The organism is Tardiphaga sp. 839_C3_N1_4, assembly GCF_051811045.1.
Taxonomy (GTDB): Bacteria; Pseudomonadota; Alphaproteobacteria; order Rhizobiales; family Xanthobacteraceae; genus Tardiphaga.
On the sequence record NZ_JBPWQD010000001.1, the window covers coordinates 5,801,209 to 5,818,008 of the forward strand.

Sequence of the window (16,800 nt, forward strand, 5' to 3'; positions counted from 1 at the left end):
TCAGCTTGTTTGAATAAGAAAGTTTGGTTTTATTTTCTTGGTTAGAGCTTCTTAGCCCGAGAGCCCTTAAAGCTAACTTTCAAAGGCATCTCTGTTATACACATCGTCATCACGATTGGGATGGCTGAAATCGTCGCGATACTCGAATTGATCGATACCTAATCGCGAGGGTCATCCTATCGTACGCAAAAATCTTGCGGTATTCCGTTGCTACTTCGCATCGCTTGCAAAACTTCAAACGCAAACCGCAACTCAATTTCTATCGACACGGGCCTAGGAGCGGAAGCGAAAGTACAAGTTGGTCATCATGCTATACACACGTGACTCGCCTGACGCACGCAAGATAACTGAGAGTCGTTCGCATTCGTAAGCTGCAAATCTCTGGCATGCAGCATTCCATGCGATTTGCAGCGGCAATTTCGCATTTTACGATCTCCTGTGTAGCGCCGATATAATATCACAATTCCGTGGGTGGTTGTTGCTACGTCCCATGCGCACCGGAAGTTTCATTCCAAATTCTCACTGGGAGAGAATTTCATTTGATTCGTGCTGAACGCGACCGGTGTCCAGTGGTGCGCACCGACTGAGCAATATTGATCATACCGTTCGTTACTAAACATTGCTGTCGGTAATCGCGGAGTAGATCATGGTACGCAGCTCGCGCCGAACCGGATAGGCGCTCGATGGCAACAACTGCGTCATGAAGATTGCGATCAGCTGTTCGGCCGGGTCTATCCAGAACACCGTGCTCGCCGCGCCACCCCATCCATACTCACCGGCGCTGCCGGGGATCATGGTCTTGACCGGATTCATCATCACCGAAAATCCAAGTCCGAAGCCGACGCCGGCATAGCTCGTTTCGCTGAACATGGATGTCGACATGTCGGCGACGTAGGCGCCGCCGGGCAAATGATTGCTGGTCATCAGCGCAATCGTCTTCGGAGCGAGTAGGCGCACGTCGCCGAGCGCGCCGCCATTGAGGAGGGCGCGGCAGAAGGTGAGATAGTCCGCGGCGGTGGAGCATAGACCGCCGCCGCCGGAAATCATCGAGGGCGGGGACAGGAACGAACTCGTCGCGGGATCGTCCTGAATAACGAAGCCGCCCTTGCCGTCGGCGGCGTAGCAGGCAGCAAAGCGATGCGCCTTGTCGGGCGGTACATAGAATCCGGTATCCGTCATCCCGAGCGGATCGAAGATACGTTCCTGCAGAAATTGTTCGAATGGCTGTCCACTGATCCTCTCGACGAGATAGCCGATCACGTCGGTCGAGACCGAATAATTCCATGCATCCCCCGGGGAGAATTCCAGGGGGACCTTCGCCAGATCCGAAATCATCGATGCCATCGTGCCGGATTTTTCGATCTCGCCGATCTTGAGTGCACGATAGGCGGCGTCGACATTGGTGCGCTGCTGGAAGCCGTAAGTGAGTCCCGACGTGTGACGTAGCAGGTCGATGATCTGCATCGGACGGGCCTGTGGCTTCGTCAGGAATGGTGCCATCACGCCGGCCTGAAACACGCCGAGATTTGCCCATTCCGGAATATATTTGTGCACGGGTTCATCGAGCGTGACACGCCCTTCCTCCACCAGCATCATGAAGGCGACCGACGTGATCGGCTTGGTCATCGAATAGATGCGGAAAATTGTGTCGTCCTTGACGGCGATCTTTCGCTTGAGATCGGCAAAGCCCTGCGTCGCGCTGTGCACGATCTCGCCGCGGCGATAGACCAGAAGCTGTGTGCCGGAAAAACGGCCGGCATCGACGTAGCGCTGCTTGAGATGCGCTTCGACGCGGGCCAGTGCGGCGGTCGACATGCCGACCTGTTCGGGTGATGCAGAGGAAGGGCTCAGGCTTTGGGACGATGGCATTGCAACATCACTCCGATGTGTGGACGCGGCTCGTTTCTAAGGATGAAAATCAGCGGTTGTCCATATGGGTTTGTAGCGCGGCGAGCTTACGTGAAGCTCTGTTTGGTGTATTCTTAAAGATGCAATAGCGCGCGTTGCTCAGGATGGAATTATGACCCAATTCAATGACACTGAACTCACTGCGGCCGTCATCCAGAGCTTCGACAAGACGTCCGATCCGCGCACGAAATTCCTGCTGCAAGAACTCGTGAAGTCATTGCACGACTATGTGCGTAAGACCGATCTCACCTTCGGTGAATGGGAAGTGGCGATCGATTTTCTGACCCGCACGGGCCAGAAATGCACACCGATCCGGCAGGAATTCATTTTGCTCTCTGACGTGCTGGGCGTCTCGATGCTGGTCGACGCCGTCAACCACAGGGAGCGTGAGGGGGCCACACAGACGACGGTGCTCGGGCCGTTCTATGTCGGCGAGCATCCCGTGATGGCGCATGGCGCCGATATCTCGCCGGGCCTCACGGGTGAGCGCATGTTCGTGCAGAGCCGCGTCACCGATCTCGATGGCAACGCGCTGGCGGGCGTGCCGGTCGATATCTGGCATGCCGATGATGACGGTTTCTACGACTCGCAGAAGGCTAGCTATGCCACGCAGGGTCCGTCGTCGCGCGCGCGCTTCATCACCGACAGCGATGGTCGGCTGTTCTTCCGCACCATTTTGCCCTGCAGCTATCCAATCCCGACCGATGGTCCGGCCGGAGGTCTGGTGTTGAAGACGGGACGTCATCCGATGCGTCCGGCGCATGTGCACTTTCTCGTCGCGGCGCCCGGCTATGAGCCGCTGATTACCCACGTCTTCATTGAAGGCGACGAATATCTCGACTCCGATGTGGTGTTCGGCGTGAAGGACGATCTGATCGCCACAGTCGAGAAGCGCAGCGATGCCTTCATGCCGGATGGTCAGCCTGCCACCGGGCCGTGGCATCTGATGACCTATAATTTCCGGATGAAGCCGGGCGACGGCGCGGTTCCGCAGCCGATGATGCCGGAAACGGCTGGAGCGTAAGCGATCCCAGCGATCTGCGGTCAGGTCGCGCTCCAGTCGCGTTGCGAGAGTTCCTGCAGCGACTCCAGGAAGAATTGATCGAACAGGAACGGGGCGTCGCTGTGTGCTGCCGATGGCGCGATGAGGGTGACCATGCCTAATAGCGCGCGGCCGAGTGCGCCGATGCGCTCGGCAAAGGCCTCGAGCCCGCTGCGATCAGAACTCTCGACGACTGCGTGGAGTGCGCCTTTGGTTTGTGCGATCTGGTGATCGACATCGTCGATGACACGATCGAGAGCATCGATATCGACATCCACAGTGAGAGCGTTGTCTTTGGTCGGTATCAGCGCGTCCTCAAGGACAGCTTTTCGGAACATATGAAGTTGCCGTGAGACGTCCTCGAAATGACCGAACGCTGCCGCCGCATTCGCTTCGAGGTCGCTTTTGCCCTGAGACAGGATCGCCGCCGCGGACACCACGGTCGCCGCCTTCAGGGTGCTGATTACCTTCCGAAGCGACGAGAGGGCGGGTTCGGTGATCACCGGAATGGTCAGCATGAAGCGGTCCGTTTGCTAGAAATTGGACCTGGTTGATAGCACCGATCCACGGGCCGGCATGCCGACGAAGTCGGCAAAATAGTACCTTGCAATTCACTGCCTATTCTGCGTGCGTCGCACAATAAATAAGCGACCCGCAAATTTTCGATGCGCGTGGCTCTTCGCGCTGGTCCTGCTGCCTCGGGGCAAGTGGCTGAAATTTATCGAAATTTCCATCAGGCGGCGATTGGCACGAACTTTGAATAGTTCTTAGCGACGCCATTGTAGCCGTCACAATCAATCACCAGCCAGCATTGCCATCATGGGGCTTCCCCCAGACGCGCCGCTATGTCCGTACGCCTTCGACCGAGGTGCTCTGTGACGAGGGGCCAATGACGGTGCAGGCGATCCGAGGCGCGAAAGGACGACATCAGAACATGACGAAGTCAGAGACCAACAAGCCGGGCCGCAAAATCAGCCGCCGCCAGCTTCTGAAAGCCGGCGCGGGAACCGCTGCCTTGCTCGCGGCCGCCCGACTGAACTTCCCCGGCGGCGCTTTCGCGCAGGATGCCGGGCCCGAAGTGAAAGGCGCCAAGCTCGGCTTCATCGCATTAAGCGATGCCGGCCCGCTATTCGTTGCCAAGGACAAGGGCATGTTCGCCAAATACGGCATGCCTGATGTGGAAGTGTCGAAGCAGGCCTCGTGGGGCACGCTGCGCGACAACATGGTGCTCGGCTCAGAAGGCAACGGCATCGATGGCGCGCATATCCTGACGCCGATGCCGTATCTGATCTCGTCGGGCAAGGTCACCCAGAACAATCAGCCGACGCCGATGTACATCCTCGCGCGTCTTAATCTCGATGCGCAGTGCATTTCGGTCGGCAGCGAATATCTCGATCTGAAAGTCGGCCTCGACGTTGCACCGCTGAAGGCCGCGTTCGAGAAGAAGAAGGCCGCAGGCAAGTCCGTGAAGGTGGCGATGACCTTCCCGGGCGGGACGCATGATCTCTGGATCCGCTATTGGCTCGCCGCCGGCGGCATCGATCCCGACAAGGATGTCGAGACCATCACCGTGCCGCCGCCGCAGATGGTGGCGAATATGAAGGTCGGCACGATGGACGCGTTTTGCGTCGGCGAACCGTGGCCCGGCCAGACCGTCAACCAGAAGATCGGCTACACCGCGCTGAACACCGGCGAGCTCTGGAACAAGCATCCGGAGAAGTCGCTCGGCATGCGAGCGGCCTGGGTCGACAAGAACCCGAAGGCGGCGAAGGCCATCACCATGGCCATCATGGAAGCCCAGCAGTGGGCCGACAAGATGGAGAACAAGGAAGAGCTCGCCACCATCATGGGCAAGCGGCAGTGGATCAACTGCCCGGTCGAGGACATCCTCGATCGTGCCCGTGGCAAGTTCGACTACGGCACCGGCAAGGTGGTCGAGAACTCGCCGCATATCATGAAGTACTGGAAGGACTTTGCGTCCTATCCGTTTCAGAGCCACGACCTCTGGTTCATGACCGAAGACATCCGCTGGGGCAAATACGAGCCCGGCTTCGATAGCAAGGCGCTGATCGCCAAAGTCAACCGCGAGGATATCTGGCGTGACGCGGCGAAGACCATGGGCGTCGCTGCCGCCGAAATCCCGACTTCGACCTCGCGCGGCAAGGAGACCTTCTTCGACGGCAAGGTCTTCGATCCCGAAAATCCGGCAGCCTACCTCAAGTCGCTCGCCATCAAGCGCGTCGAAGCCTGAGACACACGTTTGGGACCGATGCGGACTAGCTGAAATGACGGAGACAGTGCGATGAACATGCAAGCTATCAAGACGGAGCCGGCAACGGCACTGGCGAAGCCGCCGGTGGCGAGCGTCGCACTGTCTCCCAAGCAGCCGGTAAGTTTTGAAAGATACGCCAAGATGGCGAAAGAGACAGCGGCGCGGGTCATCCCGCCGCTGATCGTCGTCCTCCTGCTTGGTGTGATGTGGGAGCTCTTGTGTCGGCGCACCGGCTCGACGCTCCCGCCGCCCTCTAAGGTCTACAAGGACACCAAGGAACTGATCTTCGATCCGTTCTTCGACAATGGCGGTCTGGATAAGGGTCTGTTCTGGCATATCTCGGCCAGTCTCCTGCGTGTGGCCTATGGCTACTCGCTCGCTGCCGTCGTCGGCATCGCGCTTGGCACGCTGGTTGGCCAGTCGGTCTGGGCGATGCGTGGCCTCGATCCGATCTTCCAGGTGTTGCGCACCATTCCGCCGCTGGCCTGGCTGCCGCTGGCGCTTGCGGCCTTCCGTGACGGTCAGCCTTCGGCAATCTTCGTGATTTTCATCACCTCGATCTGGCCAATCATTATCAACACGGCTGTCGGTATCCGGAATATTCCGCAGGACTATCGCAACGTCGCCGCCGTGGTGCAGCTCAATCCGGTGGAATTTTTCTGGAAAGTCATGCTGCCGGCGGCTGCGCCCTATATTTTCACCGGTCTGCGCATTGGTATCGGCCTGTCATGGCTCGCCATCATCGCGGCTGAAATGCTGATCGGCGGCGTGGGCATCGGCTTCTTCATCTGGGACGCCTGGAATTCCTCGCATATGAGCGAGATCATCCTGGCGCTGTTTTACGTCGGCATCGTTGGCTTCGTGCTCGACCGCTTGATCGCGGGTCTGGGCAAGCTCGTCACCCACGGCACTTCGGTCAGCTAACACCTGGTCAGCTAAGGAGAGATATCATGAAGGCATATCTGAAGCTCGACCACGTCGACAAGGTGTTCACCCGCGGCAAGGTCTCATCCGAGGTGTTGAAGGATATCAACCTCAACCTCGGCAAGGGTGAATACGTCTCCATTATCGGCCATTCCGGTTGCGGCAAGTCGACGATGCTCAACATCATCGCCGGCCTGACACGTGCAACGGTCGGCGGGGTCCTCCTTGAGGATCGCGAAGTCAATTCGCCCGGCCCTGATCGGGCCGTCGTGTTCCAGAACCATAGCCTGCTGCCGTGGCTGACGGTTTATCAGAACGTCCGTCTTGGCGTGGACAAGGTGTTTGCCAAGACCAAGTCCCGCGCCGAGCGCGACGAATGGACGATGCACAATCTCAATCTCGTGCAGATGACGCATGCCAAGGACAAGCGCCCCTCGGAAATCTCCGGCGGCATGAAGCAGCGCGTCGGCATTGCCCGTGCGCTCGCGATGGAGCCCAAGGTGCTGTTGCTGGACGAGCCGTTCGGTGCGCTCGACGCACTGACCCGCGCTCATTTGCAGGACTCGGTCATGGCGCTGCATCAGAAACTCGGCAACACCATCGTCATGATCACCCATGACGTGGACGAAGCCGTACTGCTGTCGGACCGCATCGTGATGATGACCAACGGGCCATCAGCAACCATCGGCGAAGTGCTCGATGTGCCGCTCGCACGACCGCGTCAGCGTCTCGAACTGGCGAGTAACCCGGTCTATCTCGACTGCCGCAAGCGCGTGCTCGAATTCCTGTATGAGCGCCACAAGTTCGTCGAAGCCGCGTAAGCATCTTGTTACCTCTTGACTTCCGAGGATAAACCGAATGAATGCGGCTCAGACTTTCCGGATAGCTGCAAATCATGAGTCGTTCGATAGGCCTGACGCGCGAAGAAATCATGCGCGTACAATCGTCATTCGATCAGATGTGGCCGAACTCCTCGGTCATGGTGGATCTGTTTTATGCGCGGCTGTTCGAGACATTGCCGGAAACGCGCCCGCTGTTTCGCGGCGACATGGCGCAGCTGAAGCACAAGTTCATCGCAACGCTGGCGGTGATCGTCGGCAGTCTCGACAATATCACAGGCCTGCTGTCAGTGATCGGCAAGCTCGCGAAAGACCATGTGCATTATGGCGTGGAAGCTGCGCACTACGAGTCTGTCGGCGAGGCACTGTTCTGGAGTCTGGGGTAGGGGCTTGGCGAGCGCTGGACGCCCGAGGTCGAAGCCTCGTGGCACAAGGTCTACAATTTCCTGGCGGCGCGCATGATTTCTGCGGCCTATCACTAGAACCACATCGCATTTTATCGCGCGCTGAACATTTGCTCACGCGGCGCGACACACAAGCTCACCTTCCACTCCAAGGAGAGTTAGCATGAATGCGTCCGACGTCGCTCTGGTTCAGGATAGTTTCAAGAAAGTCGCGCCGATTTCCGATGTGGCTGCGGAATTGTTCTACGGCCGTCTCTTCGAGGTTGCCCCGCAAGTGAAGCCGATGTTTCGCGGCGACATGAAGGAGCAGGGTCGCAAACTGATGGCGACGCTTGGTGTCGTCGTCACGGGCCTGACGCGGCTCGAAACCGTACTGCCTGCAGCGAGCGCGCTCGCCAAGCAGCACGTGGCCTACGGCGTAGAGGCCGAACATTATCCGATCGTCGGCGGTGCGCTGCTGTGGACCCTGGAGAAGGGCCTCGGCGACGCATGGACGCCCGAACTCGCCGCAGCCTGGACCGCGGCCTATGGCACGCTGTCCGGCTACATGATTTCTGAAGCCTACGGCGCAGCGCAGGCGGCCGAGTAAGGATATGACGTGAGCGAGCCGCTGGTCATCATTGGTAATGGAATGGCAGCGGCTCGGCTCGTGGACGAGCTGGCGAAATGCGCGCTTGGTCGATACGCCATCGCCGTCATCGGAGACGAACCGCGGCTCGCCTATAATCGCGTATTGCTGTCGTCGGTATTGGCCGGTGAGGCGACATCGCAAGAGATTGAGCTGAAGCCCGCTGCCTGGTGGCGCGACCGCGGCGTCACGCTGAAATACGGCGCAACGGCGACCGCCATCGATATGGCCGCGCGTGAGGTCACGACATCGACCGGCAAACATGTGCCGTTCTCAAAGCTGGTTATCGCCACCGGTTCATCCGCACTGCGGCTGCCGGTGCCCGGTGGTGATCTCAAGGGCGTGCATGTGTTCCGCGACAGCCGCGACGTGGACCTGCTGCTCGAACTTGCCGCGCAGAAGAAGCGTGTCGTCGTGGTCGGCGGCGGCCTGCTTGGTCTCGAAGCTGCCTATGGTCTCGCCAAGGCGGGCGCTGACGTCACACTGATCCATCTGATGGACCGGCTGATGGAACGTCAGCTGGATGCACCTGCAGCGAACCTCCTGAAGACACTGGTCGAGCGCAAGGGCGTCAGGATTTTGCTCAACGCCAATACGGCGCGTATTCACGGCAGCAATTGTGTCGAGAGCGTCGAGCTCGCCGATGGCCGCACGCTTGATGCGGACGCGGTGATCTTTGCGGCCGGTATTCGGCCCAACACATCGCTCGCCAAGGAAGCGGAAATCCCGGTCAATCGCGGCATTGTCGTCAACGACCAGATGGCAACCGGAACCGACGACGTCTTCGCACTCGGCGAATGCGCCGAGCATCGCGGCACCTGCTATGGTCTCGTCGAGCCCGCCTACGAACAGGCCAGGGTGTTGGCGCGCCATCTCGCGGGCAAGGCTGCTGCCTATACGGGCAGCGTGCTCTCTACCAATCTCAAGGTCTCCGGTGTCAGCGTGTTCTCCGCCGGAGATTTCATGGCGGGCGAAGGCAGCGAGACGCTGCTGCTCAACGATGTCCGCCGGGGCACTTATAAGAAGCTGGTGATCGCAGATGGCGTGCTCACTGGCGCCGTGCTGGTCGGCGATACCCAGGATGCGCTGTGGTACCTCGAACTGATCCGCAGCGCCGCTGATATTTCCGATATCCGCGCCGAGATGATGTTCGGCCGCGCACTCGCCGTCCGCGCGGAGGCGGCGTGATGAACGCGGTCGATCCGCATTTGCACGCCACGCGCACCACATGCCCTTACTGCGGCGTCGGTTGCGGTGTGCTGGCGACGCCGGACGGCAACGGTGGCGCAGCGATTACGGGCGATCCCGCGCATCCCGCCAATCTCGGCCGACTCTGCTCGAAAGGATCGGCGCTCGGCGAAACGCTGAGCCTCGACGAGCGCCTGCTGCATCCGATGATGCGGGGCGACGATGGCGAGATGGTGCAGGTCGCCTGGGGCGATGCGCTGGATCATGTCGCCGAGGGATTTCGGAAGGTCGTCGCCGAACATGGCCCGAGTGCCGTGGCATTTTATCTCTCCGGCCAGTTGCTGACTGAGGATTACTACGTCGCCAACAAGTTGATGAAGGGCTTTCTCGGCAGCGCCAATGTCGATACCAATTCGCGGCTCTGCATGGCGTCATCAGTCGCTGGCCACAAGCGCGCGTTTGGCGCCGATACGGTGCCGGGGTGCTACGAGGATCTCGACCAAGCCGATCTGCTGGTGCTGGTCGGCTCCAATGCCGCCTGGTGCCATCCGGTGCTGTATCAGCGCATGCTGGCCAACAAGCAGACGCGGGGCGCACGGATCGTCGTGATCGATCCACGCCGCACCGACACGGTTGGCGATGACGATCTGTTTCTCGGCCTGAAGCCCGGCACCGATACCGCGTTGTTCAGCGGGCTGTTTGCCTATCTCGCCGACAACGGAGCGCTCGACCGCAGCTATATCGATGAGCATACGTCAGGCTTTGACGACGCGCTGGCGCGGGCTAGAACCATCGCCGCCAGCGTGGCGGCGACAGCAAAGGCGACCGGACTCGACGAGATCGATGTCGCGACCTTCTTCCAGATGTTCAAGGCGACACCGCGTGTGGTCACGCTGTATTCGCAGGGCGTCAACCAGTCGGCGCAGGGCACCGACAAGGTCAATGCGATCCTCAACTGCCATCTGGCCACCGGCCGCATCGGCAAGCCCGGCGCGTCGCCGTTCTCGCTCACCGGCCAACCCAATGCCATGGGTGGCCGCGAGGTCGGCGGCCTCGCCAACCAGCTCGCAGCCCATATGGGCTTCACGCCTGTCGATATCGACCGCGTGCGCCGGTTCTGGAAGGCACCGCATATCGCCACCCATGAAGGCCTCAAGGCCGTGCAGATGTTCGAAGCCATCGGCCGTGGCGAGATCAAGGCGTTGTGGGTGATGGGCACCAATCCCGCGGTGTCGCTCCCGGATGCCGATGCCGTGCGCGCGGCGCTGAGCAAGCTCGATCTGTTCGTGGTGTCGGAGAATGTGCGCTCCAACGATACCGTGAATGCCGGTGCGCATGTGCTGCTGCCGGCGTTAGCCTGGGGCGAGAAGTCCGGCACGGTGACCAATTCCGAACGCCGCGTGTCGCGGCAGCGCTCGTTCCTGCGGGCGCCTGGCGAGGCGCGACCGGACTGGTGGGCGCTGAGCGAAGTCGCCAAGCGCCTGGGTTATGGCGCGTCATTTGCCTACACATCGGCCGCCGAGATTTTTCGCGAGCACGCGGCCCTTTCGGCCTTCGAGAACAACGGCAACCGCGACTTCGATATCGGCGGGTTGATGAAGGTCTCGGATGAGGCCTTCGACACCATGGCCCCGGTGCAATGGCCGGTGCGTCAGGGCACGACGAAGCCGCAGGCGCGCTTCTTCGCCGATGGCCAATTCTACGCCAACGACCGGCGCGCGCGTTTCATCGCGCCGGAGGCGCCGGAGCTGCGCACGCAGGTGTCGATCGAGCGCCCGCTGCGTTTGAACACTGGCCGCGTTCGCGATCAGTGGCACACGATGACGCGCACGGGCCTCAGCCCGCGGCTCGGTCAGCATATTCCGGAGCCGTTCGTCGAGATCCATCCGGACGATGCCGCGCAGTTCGCCATCGTCGATGGCGGCCATGCGCGGCTGACCACCGACTATGGCGAGTGCGTGCTGAAAGTCATTGTCAGCGAACGCCAGCAGCGCGGCATGCTGTTCGCGCCGATCCACTGGAATGACGAGACCGCAGGCTTCGCGCGCGTCGGCGGGCTTGTTGCGCCGATTACCGATCCGTTCTCCGGTCAGCCCGAGAACAAGGCGACGCCGGTGGCGATCGCACCTGCGGTGTTTGCACAGCGTGGCTTCGTGCTGTCGCGTAGTCCGCTGGAGATGCCGTTCGGTGTGCAATGGGCGCGCGTCGCGGTCACGGGCGGCGTCGGTTATCTGCTCTCGGACAATACCGATGTTGAGACCTGGCAGAACTGGCTGAAGCCGTTGCTGGGCGATGATGCCGCTGAATACGAAGACGCCGGCCAAGGCGTGTATCGCGCGGTGTCGTTCAAGGATGACGGGATCGAGACCTGTCTGTTCATCGGCCCGACGGAGGGGGCGCTCTCCTGGGATGCTGTGAAGGAGTTGTTCGCCGCCGAGACCGTCAGCGACGACCAGCGCCGCACGCTGCTCTCTGGAAAGTCCGCCGACGGTGCTGCGAGTGCAGGGCCCATCGTCTGCGCCTGCTTCGGCGTCGGCCGTAACACCATCTGCGATGCCATCGCGGCAGGTGCGGGTACGGCAGCGGAGATCGGCGCGAAGCTCAAGGCCGGCACCAATTGCGGCTCGTGCATACCGGAGCTCAAGCGCCTGATCGCGGCGAGCGAAACGGCGCCCGATGAGCAGCGCAAGGTTGCTGCAAGTTAACTCGTCACTTCACCGCGCCCGCGGTCAGTCCGGCCACAATCTGCCTTTGTGCAAACATTGTCAGCAACAGCACCGGCAGTGTTACGATCAGCGCCGCCGCCGCCAGCGGCCCCCAGCTCAACTGATCGAATGAGATCATGTTGTAGACCGCGACGGGCAGCGTGCGCGTCTCGCGGCCTGCCAGCACGATGCCGAACACGAAATTATTCCAGGAGAAGATCACCGAGAGGATGAAGGCAACGGCGATGCCGGAGCGGGCGATCGGCAGCGCGACGTGGCGGAACACCTGCCAGCGGGTAGCGCCGTCGATGATGGCGGACTCTTCGAGCTCCATCGGCGTCGTCTCGAAATAACCGATCATGATCCAGATCACGATCGGCACGGTGACCACGAGATGGATGATGATCTGCGGCCACAACGTACCGAGCAGGCCAAGCCATTGGAACAGCAGGAATAGCGGGATCAGATAGGACAGGCCGGGGGTGATGCGCGCGATCAGGATCACGATGGCCGATTTGCGCGCACGCATACGCGCGATGCCGTAACCGGCAGGCACGCCGATGACGAGAGCGAACAAGGTCGCCGAGCCGGTGACGATCAGCGTGTTGAAGAAATAGGTCATGAACCGCTTGGATTCGATGACGGCAGCGTAATTGCCCCAATTGATACGATCAGGGATGAAGACCGGCGGATAGGAGGCGTTGTCGATCTCGAATTTCAGCGACAGCGACAGCATCCAGAGGAAGAACAGCACCGCCGGCGAGACGATGACGATGAAGGCGAAGGTCAGGCCGAGTTTGTTGAGAAAGTCCCGCATGATCAGGCACTGCCTCCGGCTTCGTTCCAGTGGGTGCGTTGACGCAAATGCAAGAGCGCGCCGGCGAGAGCGACGATGAGCGCGAAGAACACCACCACGATCGCGGAAGCGTAGCCGACGTCGTAATAGACGAAGGCGACGCTGTAGAGATAGAGGTTGATGGTTTCCGAGGCGCTGCCGGGACCGCCTTGCGTAATGGCGAAGATGATGTCGAAACTCTTCACGGCGTCGATCATGCGGATCATCGCCGCGATGAACAGGAACGGCATGATCATCGGCAGCGAGATGTAGCGGAAGGTCTGCCACGGAGTCGCGCCGTCGATCTGGGCGCTTTCATAGGGCTCGGTCGGAATGGCGCTGAGGCCGCCGAGCACGATCAGCATGACCAGCGGCGTCCATTGCCACGTCTCCACCAGCACCAGCGACGGGATCGCGGTGGCGGGATGAAACACCCAGAGCGATGGCGGCAGGCCGAACAGCGACAGCAGATAGTTCAACACACCGAGTTGTGGGTGAAACATCATCGTCCACACCAGGGCGATAGCGACCGGCGTTGCCATCATCGGCAGGATGAAGAGCCCGCGGAAGAAGCCGCGCAGCGGAAACTTGTTGTTGAAAATCACCGCCGCCAGTGTGCCGAGGATCAGCGGCAGCGCGACCGACAGCGCCGTATAGACCAGGGTATGCCCCACGGATTCCACAAAACGCGCATCGCTTGGCAGCCTGAGATAATTGGCGAAGCCGACGAAGGTCGGCGCTTGGCCGACCTTCCATTCGTGAAGGCTCATCCAGATCGTATAGACCCACGGGAAGATGATGACCGCCATGACGACGATCATCGCTGGAATCACGAACGGCCAATAGGAAATTGGCCGCCACTCGTTCTTTTGCGCAGTCGCCGCTTCGGCCGCGACCGTTGCGGTCGTTTTGGCGACTGCCTTTCCCGCTGTCAGTTCACTCACGATTTTTCGCTGCGCTCCAGAATCGGCCGGAACTGTTCGTGGGCTTTCTTCAGCTCGGTAGCCGGATCCGCGCCTGCGAGTGTGGCAGTGACGGCGGCACCGACGAGATCGCGGAATTCGGCGACGGGAACGATGACCGGCAGGCCGAGCTTGCTGATCTTGGCCGAGGCGATCACCGAATCCAGCCATTCCTGGTTCTTCACGCCCTTGCGCACCGTCTCGTCATTGAGGATCGAGTTGCGGAACGGCACGCCGCCGCCGCTCTGCAACAGCCGGGCACCCATGGTCTTCGACACCGCCCATTGGCAATAGAGATAGGCGGCTTCCTTCTTGGTCGAGGTCTTGGCGATACCGATGCCGTCGCCATAGGCGGCGGAGAATTGCCCCTTCGGTCCGGCGGGCACGACGGTGTAGCCGATCTTGCCGACCACGCGCGATGCATTGGGATCCTCGATCGGCGGTGCCCAGCCAACGCCGTCGATCCACATGGCTGCGCGGCCTTGCGTCAGCGACGCCATCGACTCCATCCAGTTGAAACCGGCGACGCCGGGAGGCGCCGTCTTGGTGAGAAGGCGCTGATACATCTTGGTGGCCTCAATGGCCTCAGGACCGTCTGTCAGGATATTGCCCTTGGTATCGAGGAATTCGCCGCCATAGTTCAGGAAGAAGTTGGTCCACAGCGTCATGTTGGCGTTGCGGAGCCCACGCCCGGTGAAACCGTAGATGCCGTTGGCGGGATCGTTGAGCTTCTCGGCAGCCGCCGCCATCTCATCCATGGTCTTCGGAACTGCGACGCCCTTCTTGGCGAACATCTCCTTGTTGTAATACAGGATGAAATAGTCGACCGACCACGGCAGCGAATGCATCTCGCCCTTGTCGTTCTGCGCGAATTGCAGGCCGCCGGCGGAGAAGTCTTCCACTTTCAGGTCCGGCGCGGTCAGGTTCGGATCCTTCATGAATCCGGTGAGATCGGCGAGCCAGCCGGCCTTTTCGAACTGACGCTTCTGGACGTGGTAGCTGACATGCACGACGTCGAAGCTGGGCTTGCCGGAGGTGAGCTCGATCACGGCCTTCTGGCGCTGCTGCTGCTCCGGGATCACCTCGGATTCGACCTTGATGCCGGTCAATTCCGTGAATTCGGAGGCGTATTTCTGCAGCAGTTCGCCGCGCGGGCCCTTGATCAGATTGGCTTCAATCGTGGTGCCTGCGTACTTCTTCCAGGCGGGATCGGCGAAAGCCGGAATGCCGGTGAGGCCAAGCGCGCTGGTGGCGAGCGCCCCCTGCACAAAGGCGCGACGTGTCGGGCCGTAAAGAGCCATGTGTCATCCTCCCTCGAGCCGCCTTGACCGGCGGTGATTTTATGGTCGCTCCCCGTGGACCGGAGATGCGCCTGAGGGATCGTAACACGATGGACTGGGGCGACAAGGCCACGCGTCGGGTTGTCAGACAACTTTGCACCCGTTGTCTTCGCCGGCTTGACCTGCGTTCCCGGTCGGCACCGACGCGCTGGCTCAAGGCAGGGTGGTGACGGCGAGGCCGGACGTGATACCTCAGTCGTTAGACGAATGCCTGCGGTCCAACGCCAAAACGCTCGGATAGGAGCCTGATCTGACGCACATTCAGGTCACGTTTCCCACTGAGGATTTCTGACACAACGCCCTGGCTTCCAACTTCGGGCAAGTCGCCCTGGCTGAGGCCGTGCTGATCCATCAGAAAACGCAACATGTCGGCTGGCGATATTGTTTTGGGCGAAGAATGCGCGTCTTCATAATCGGCAATCAGTTCGCCGAGGAGGCTAACGAGTGCCGACAGCGGATTGCTCTCATCGGCGCCGCCTGCATCGAGGAGTGCATTCATCGCAGCCGTCGCTGTCTTGTAGTTGCGCTTTGATCTGATCGTTTGAAGCGGAATGCGCGCTGAAATGGCGCTCAGATGCTCGGCGAGATCATCGACCTCCGCACGGGTCAGCGTCATGGTTTCCATGCGTCGTACTCCTTGTGAGTGAACACGTGCCTGACATACAGGCGTTGTTTATCGAAATGGATGGCGGCAACGATACGGAATTTATTGCCCCCGACATCGAAAACGTAATACGGGCCGACACGATCGATGGCGTTGAAAGTCGCCTTCATCTCAGCGAAATTCTTGAATAAGCGCGATTCCACGATCTTACGCCACGCCTGCAGCGGTATCGATGCCGCGGAATGCGTGGCGGAGAAGCTCACCAATGCGCTGTTTGAGATAACCCGCATGCAGCTGCACAATATCTCAAATTGAGATATTGTGCAAGGCCGTCTGCTGCGCTGCTCAGTCCTTGACGTCGCGGCCGAGCCGACGCGAGATCGTATTGGTGCAATCGAGCAGGGCGCTGGCGATCGGGCTGTTCCAGTTGACGTCGAATGTGCCCACCGCGCCCATGGCAGTCACCGCTAGGACCACCGCGCCGCTATGGTCGAACACCGGCGCTGAAAATGCGTTGACGCCGCGCAGGGGTTCGCCGACAGCGCGGGCCAGCCCCCGCGTGCGAATGTCGGCGAGGATCTTGTCGATGGCCGGGCCTTTTATCTTCCGGTTCGGGTCGTAGCCGATCGAGAGCCGATCGAGATTCTCGGTGAGCGCGGCATTGATGGTCGCGGGTGGCATGAAGGCCGCGAATATCCGCCCCGTCGCGGTCTCGAGCAGCGACACCGTGGAGCCCACGCGCATGGCGATGTGCACAGGGTGGCTGGGCTCCTCCATGCGCACCACGGTCGGTCCATGGGTACCCCAGATCGCCAGTGAGACGGCGTGGTCGATGGTGCCGGCCAATGCCGTGATGGCTGGCGTTGCCACGCGGACGGCCGACAGGCGACGCAGCGTCACAATGCCGAGTTCGAGGGCGAGCGCTCCGAATTCATAGCGGCCGGTGGACGGATCCTGCTCGATCAGGCCGATGCGTGAAAAGCTGGCGAGATAGGGATGCGCCTTGGCTGGCGACATGCCGGCCTCGCGCGCCAGATCCCGCAGCATCATCGGTTCACCATTGCGCACCAGCGCTTGCAGCAATTCACCTCCGACCTCGATCGATTGTATGCCGCGACTCTCTTTAGCCATGCTTGCCCCAAACCAGTG

16 protein-coding genes are annotated in these 16,800 nt (G+C 60.6%); 8 read left to right on the forward strand and 8 right to left on the reverse strand.

Features of this window, described 5'->3' with window-relative positions; genetic code table 11:
- Positions 1-612: 612 nt before the first annotated feature.
- Positions 613-1,869: a serine hydrolase domain-containing protein gene (locus AB8A38_RS27735; protein WP_439088101.1), complete on the reverse strand. Its 1,257-nt coding sequence runs from the start codon at positions 1,867-1,869 to the stop codon at positions 613-615.
- A 151-nt stretch (positions 1,870-2,020) separates the two neighbouring features.
- Between AB8A38_RS27735 and AB8A38_RS27740 the strand changes: the two genes are divergently transcribed.
- Positions 2,021-2,932 carry an intradiol ring-cleavage dioxygenase gene (locus tag AB8A38_RS27740; protein ID WP_315843127.1) on the forward strand — a complete coding sequence of 304 codons (912 nt, stop codon included), beginning with the start codon at positions 2,021-2,023 and terminating at the stop codon, positions 2,930-2,932.
- Between the two features lie 20 nt (positions 2,933-2,952).
- Here AB8A38_RS27740 and AB8A38_RS27745 read toward each other — a convergent pair whose 3' ends face one another.
- The gene (locus AB8A38_RS27745) at positions 2,953-3,468 is read right to left on the reverse strand and encodes a hypothetical protein (protein WP_315843126.1); all 516 of its coding nucleotides are present in this window, start codon (positions 3,466-3,468) and stop codon (positions 2,953-2,955) included.
- Positions 3,469-3,884: 416 nt separating this feature from the next.
- Here AB8A38_RS27745 and AB8A38_RS27750 point away from each other — a divergent pair, with 416 nt between their 5' ends.
- The 7 genes from AB8A38_RS27750 to AB8A38_RS27780 all read left to right on the forward strand — a co-directional run bounded on the left by AB8A38_RS27750 (position 3,885) and on the right by AB8A38_RS27780 (position 11,910).
- Positions 3,885-5,201 (forward strand): CmpA/NrtA family ABC transporter substrate-binding protein, encoded by a 1,317-nt coding sequence (locus AB8A38_RS27750; RefSeq protein WP_439088102.1) that lies wholly within the window; start codon positions 3,885-3,887, stop codon positions 5,199-5,201.
- A gap of 51 nt (positions 5,202-5,252) precedes the next feature.
- Positions 5,253-6,146: a nitrate ABC transporter permease gene (gene ntrB / locus AB8A38_RS27755; RefSeq protein ID WP_315843124.1), complete on the forward strand. Its 894-nt coding sequence runs from the start codon at positions 5,253-5,255 to the stop codon at positions 6,144-6,146.
- A 26-nt stretch (positions 6,147-6,172) separates the two neighbouring features.
- Positions 6,173-6,967, forward strand: a complete 795-nt coding sequence (locus tag AB8A38_RS27760) for an ABC transporter ATP-binding protein (RefSeq protein WP_439088103.1) — start codon at positions 6,173-6,175, stop codon at positions 6,965-6,967.
- Between the two features lie 74 nt (positions 6,968-7,041).
- Positions 7,042-7,371, forward strand: coding sequence for a globin domain-containing protein (locus tag AB8A38_RS27765; protein WP_439088104.1), 330 nt, complete (start codon positions 7,042-7,044; stop codon positions 7,369-7,371).
- 181 nt (positions 7,372-7,552) lie between these two features.
- Positions 7,553-7,978, forward strand: a complete 426-nt coding sequence (locus AB8A38_RS27770) for a globin family protein (RefSeq protein ID WP_439088105.1) — start codon at positions 7,553-7,555, stop codon at positions 7,976-7,978.
- A 9-nt stretch (positions 7,979-7,987) separates the two neighbouring features.
- Entirely contained in the window at positions 7,988-9,205 is a 1,218-nt protein-coding gene (locus AB8A38_RS27775; protein ID WP_439088106.1) for an NAD(P)/FAD-dependent oxidoreductase, read from the forward strand.
- Complete coding sequence (locus tag AB8A38_RS27780; protein ID WP_439088107.1) at positions 9,205-11,910, forward strand: molybdopterin-dependent oxidoreductase; 2,706 nt, start codon at positions 9,205-9,207, stop codon at positions 11,908-11,910. Before AB8A38_RS27775 ends, AB8A38_RS27780 begins: the two co-directional genes overlap by 1 nt.
- 4 nt (positions 11,911-11,914) lie before the next feature.
- On the opposite strand, the gene AB8A38_RS27785 is transcribed toward AB8A38_RS27780, so the two are convergent.
- The 6 genes from AB8A38_RS27785 to AB8A38_RS27810 all read right to left on the reverse strand — a co-directional run bounded on the left by AB8A38_RS27785 (position 11,915) and on the right by AB8A38_RS27810 (position 16,782).
- On the reverse strand, positions 11,915-12,727 hold the full coding sequence (locus tag AB8A38_RS27785) for a carbohydrate ABC transporter permease (protein WP_184518883.1): 813 nt from the start codon (positions 12,725-12,727) through the stop codon (positions 11,915-11,917).
- A gap of 2 nt (positions 12,728-12,729) precedes the next feature.
- Entirely contained in the window at positions 12,730-13,689 is a 960-nt protein-coding gene (locus tag AB8A38_RS27790; protein ID WP_315843119.1) for a carbohydrate ABC transporter permease, read from the reverse strand.
- Positions 13,686-15,008 (reverse strand): ABC transporter substrate-binding protein, encoded by a 1,323-nt coding sequence (locus AB8A38_RS27795; protein WP_439088108.1) that lies wholly within the window; start codon positions 15,006-15,008, stop codon positions 13,686-13,688. The genes AB8A38_RS27790 and AB8A38_RS27795 overlap by 4 nt, the downstream gene beginning before the upstream one ends.
- 238 nt (positions 15,009-15,246) lie before the next feature.
- Positions 15,247-15,672 (reverse strand): helix-turn-helix domain-containing protein, encoded by a 426-nt coding sequence (locus AB8A38_RS27800; RefSeq protein WP_439088109.1) that lies wholly within the window; start codon positions 15,670-15,672, stop codon positions 15,247-15,249.
- Positions 15,660-15,941 (reverse strand): type II toxin-antitoxin system HigB family toxin, encoded by a 282-nt coding sequence (locus AB8A38_RS27805; protein ID WP_439088110.1) that lies wholly within the window; start codon positions 15,939-15,941, stop codon positions 15,660-15,662. The genes AB8A38_RS27800 and AB8A38_RS27805 overlap by 13 nt, the downstream gene beginning before the upstream one ends.
- Positions 15,942-15,996: 55 nt before the next feature.
- A complete protein-coding gene (locus tag AB8A38_RS27810; RefSeq protein WP_439088111.1) occupies positions 15,997-16,782 on the reverse strand; it encodes an IclR family transcriptional regulator in 786 nt (261 codons plus the stop codon).
- Positions 16,783-16,800: the final 18 nt, after the last annotated feature.

What these genes read in the sequence shown, in the direction of transcription:
- AB8A38_RS27740 (WP_315843127.1), top strand. Translation starts at nt 2,021, where the DNA reads ATGACCCAATTCAATGACACTGAACTCACTGCGGCCGTCATCCAGAGC.
- AB8A38_RS27780 (WP_439088107.1), top strand. Translation starts at nt 9,205, where the DNA reads ATGAACGCGGTCGATCCGCATTTGCACGCCACGCGCACCACATGCCCT.
- AB8A38_RS27805 (WP_439088110.1), bottom strand. Translation starts at nt 15,941, where the DNA reads ATGCGGGTTATCTCAAACAGCGCATTGGTGAGCTTCTCCGCCACGCAT.
- AB8A38_RS27750 (WP_439088102.1), top strand. Translation starts at nt 3,885, where the DNA reads ATGACGAAGTCAGAGACCAACAAGCCGGGCCGCAAAATCAGCCGCCGC.
- AB8A38_RS27765 (WP_439088104.1), top strand. Translation starts at nt 7,042, where the DNA reads ATGAGTCGTTCGATAGGCCTGACGCGCGAAGAAATCATGCGCGTACAA.
- ntrB (WP_315843124.1), top strand. Translation starts at nt 5,253, where the DNA reads ATGAACATGCAAGCTATCAAGACGGAGCCGGCAACGGCACTGGCGAAG.
- AB8A38_RS27800 (WP_439088109.1), bottom strand. Translation starts at nt 15,672, where the DNA reads ATGGAAACCATGACGCTGACCCGTGCGGAGGTCGATGATCTCGCCGAG.
- AB8A38_RS27785 (WP_184518883.1), bottom strand. Translation starts at nt 12,727, where the DNA reads ATGCGGGACTTTCTCAACAAACTCGGCCTGACCTTCGCCTTCATCGTC.
- AB8A38_RS27760 (WP_439088103.1), top strand. Translation starts at nt 6,173, where the DNA reads ATGAAGGCATATCTGAAGCTCGACCACGTCGACAAGGTGTTCACCCGC.
- AB8A38_RS27735 (WP_439088101.1), bottom strand. Translation starts at nt 1,869, where the DNA reads ATGCCATCGTCCCAAAGCCTGAGCCCTTCCTCTGCATCACCCGAACAG.
- AB8A38_RS27770 (WP_439088105.1), top strand. Translation starts at nt 7,553, where the DNA reads ATGAATGCGTCCGACGTCGCTCTGGTTCAGGATAGTTTCAAGAAAGTC.
- AB8A38_RS27810 (WP_439088111.1), bottom strand. Translation starts at nt 16,782, where the DNA reads ATGGCTAAAGAGAGTCGCGGCATACAATCGATCGAGGTCGGAGGTGAA.
- AB8A38_RS27795 (WP_439088108.1), bottom strand. Translation starts at nt 15,008, where the DNA reads ATGGCTCTTTACGGCCCGACACGTCGCGCCTTTGTGCAGGGGGCGCTC.
- AB8A38_RS27745 (WP_315843126.1), bottom strand. Translation starts at nt 3,468, where the DNA reads ATGCTGACCATTCCGGTGATCACCGAACCCGCCCTCTCGTCGCTTCGG.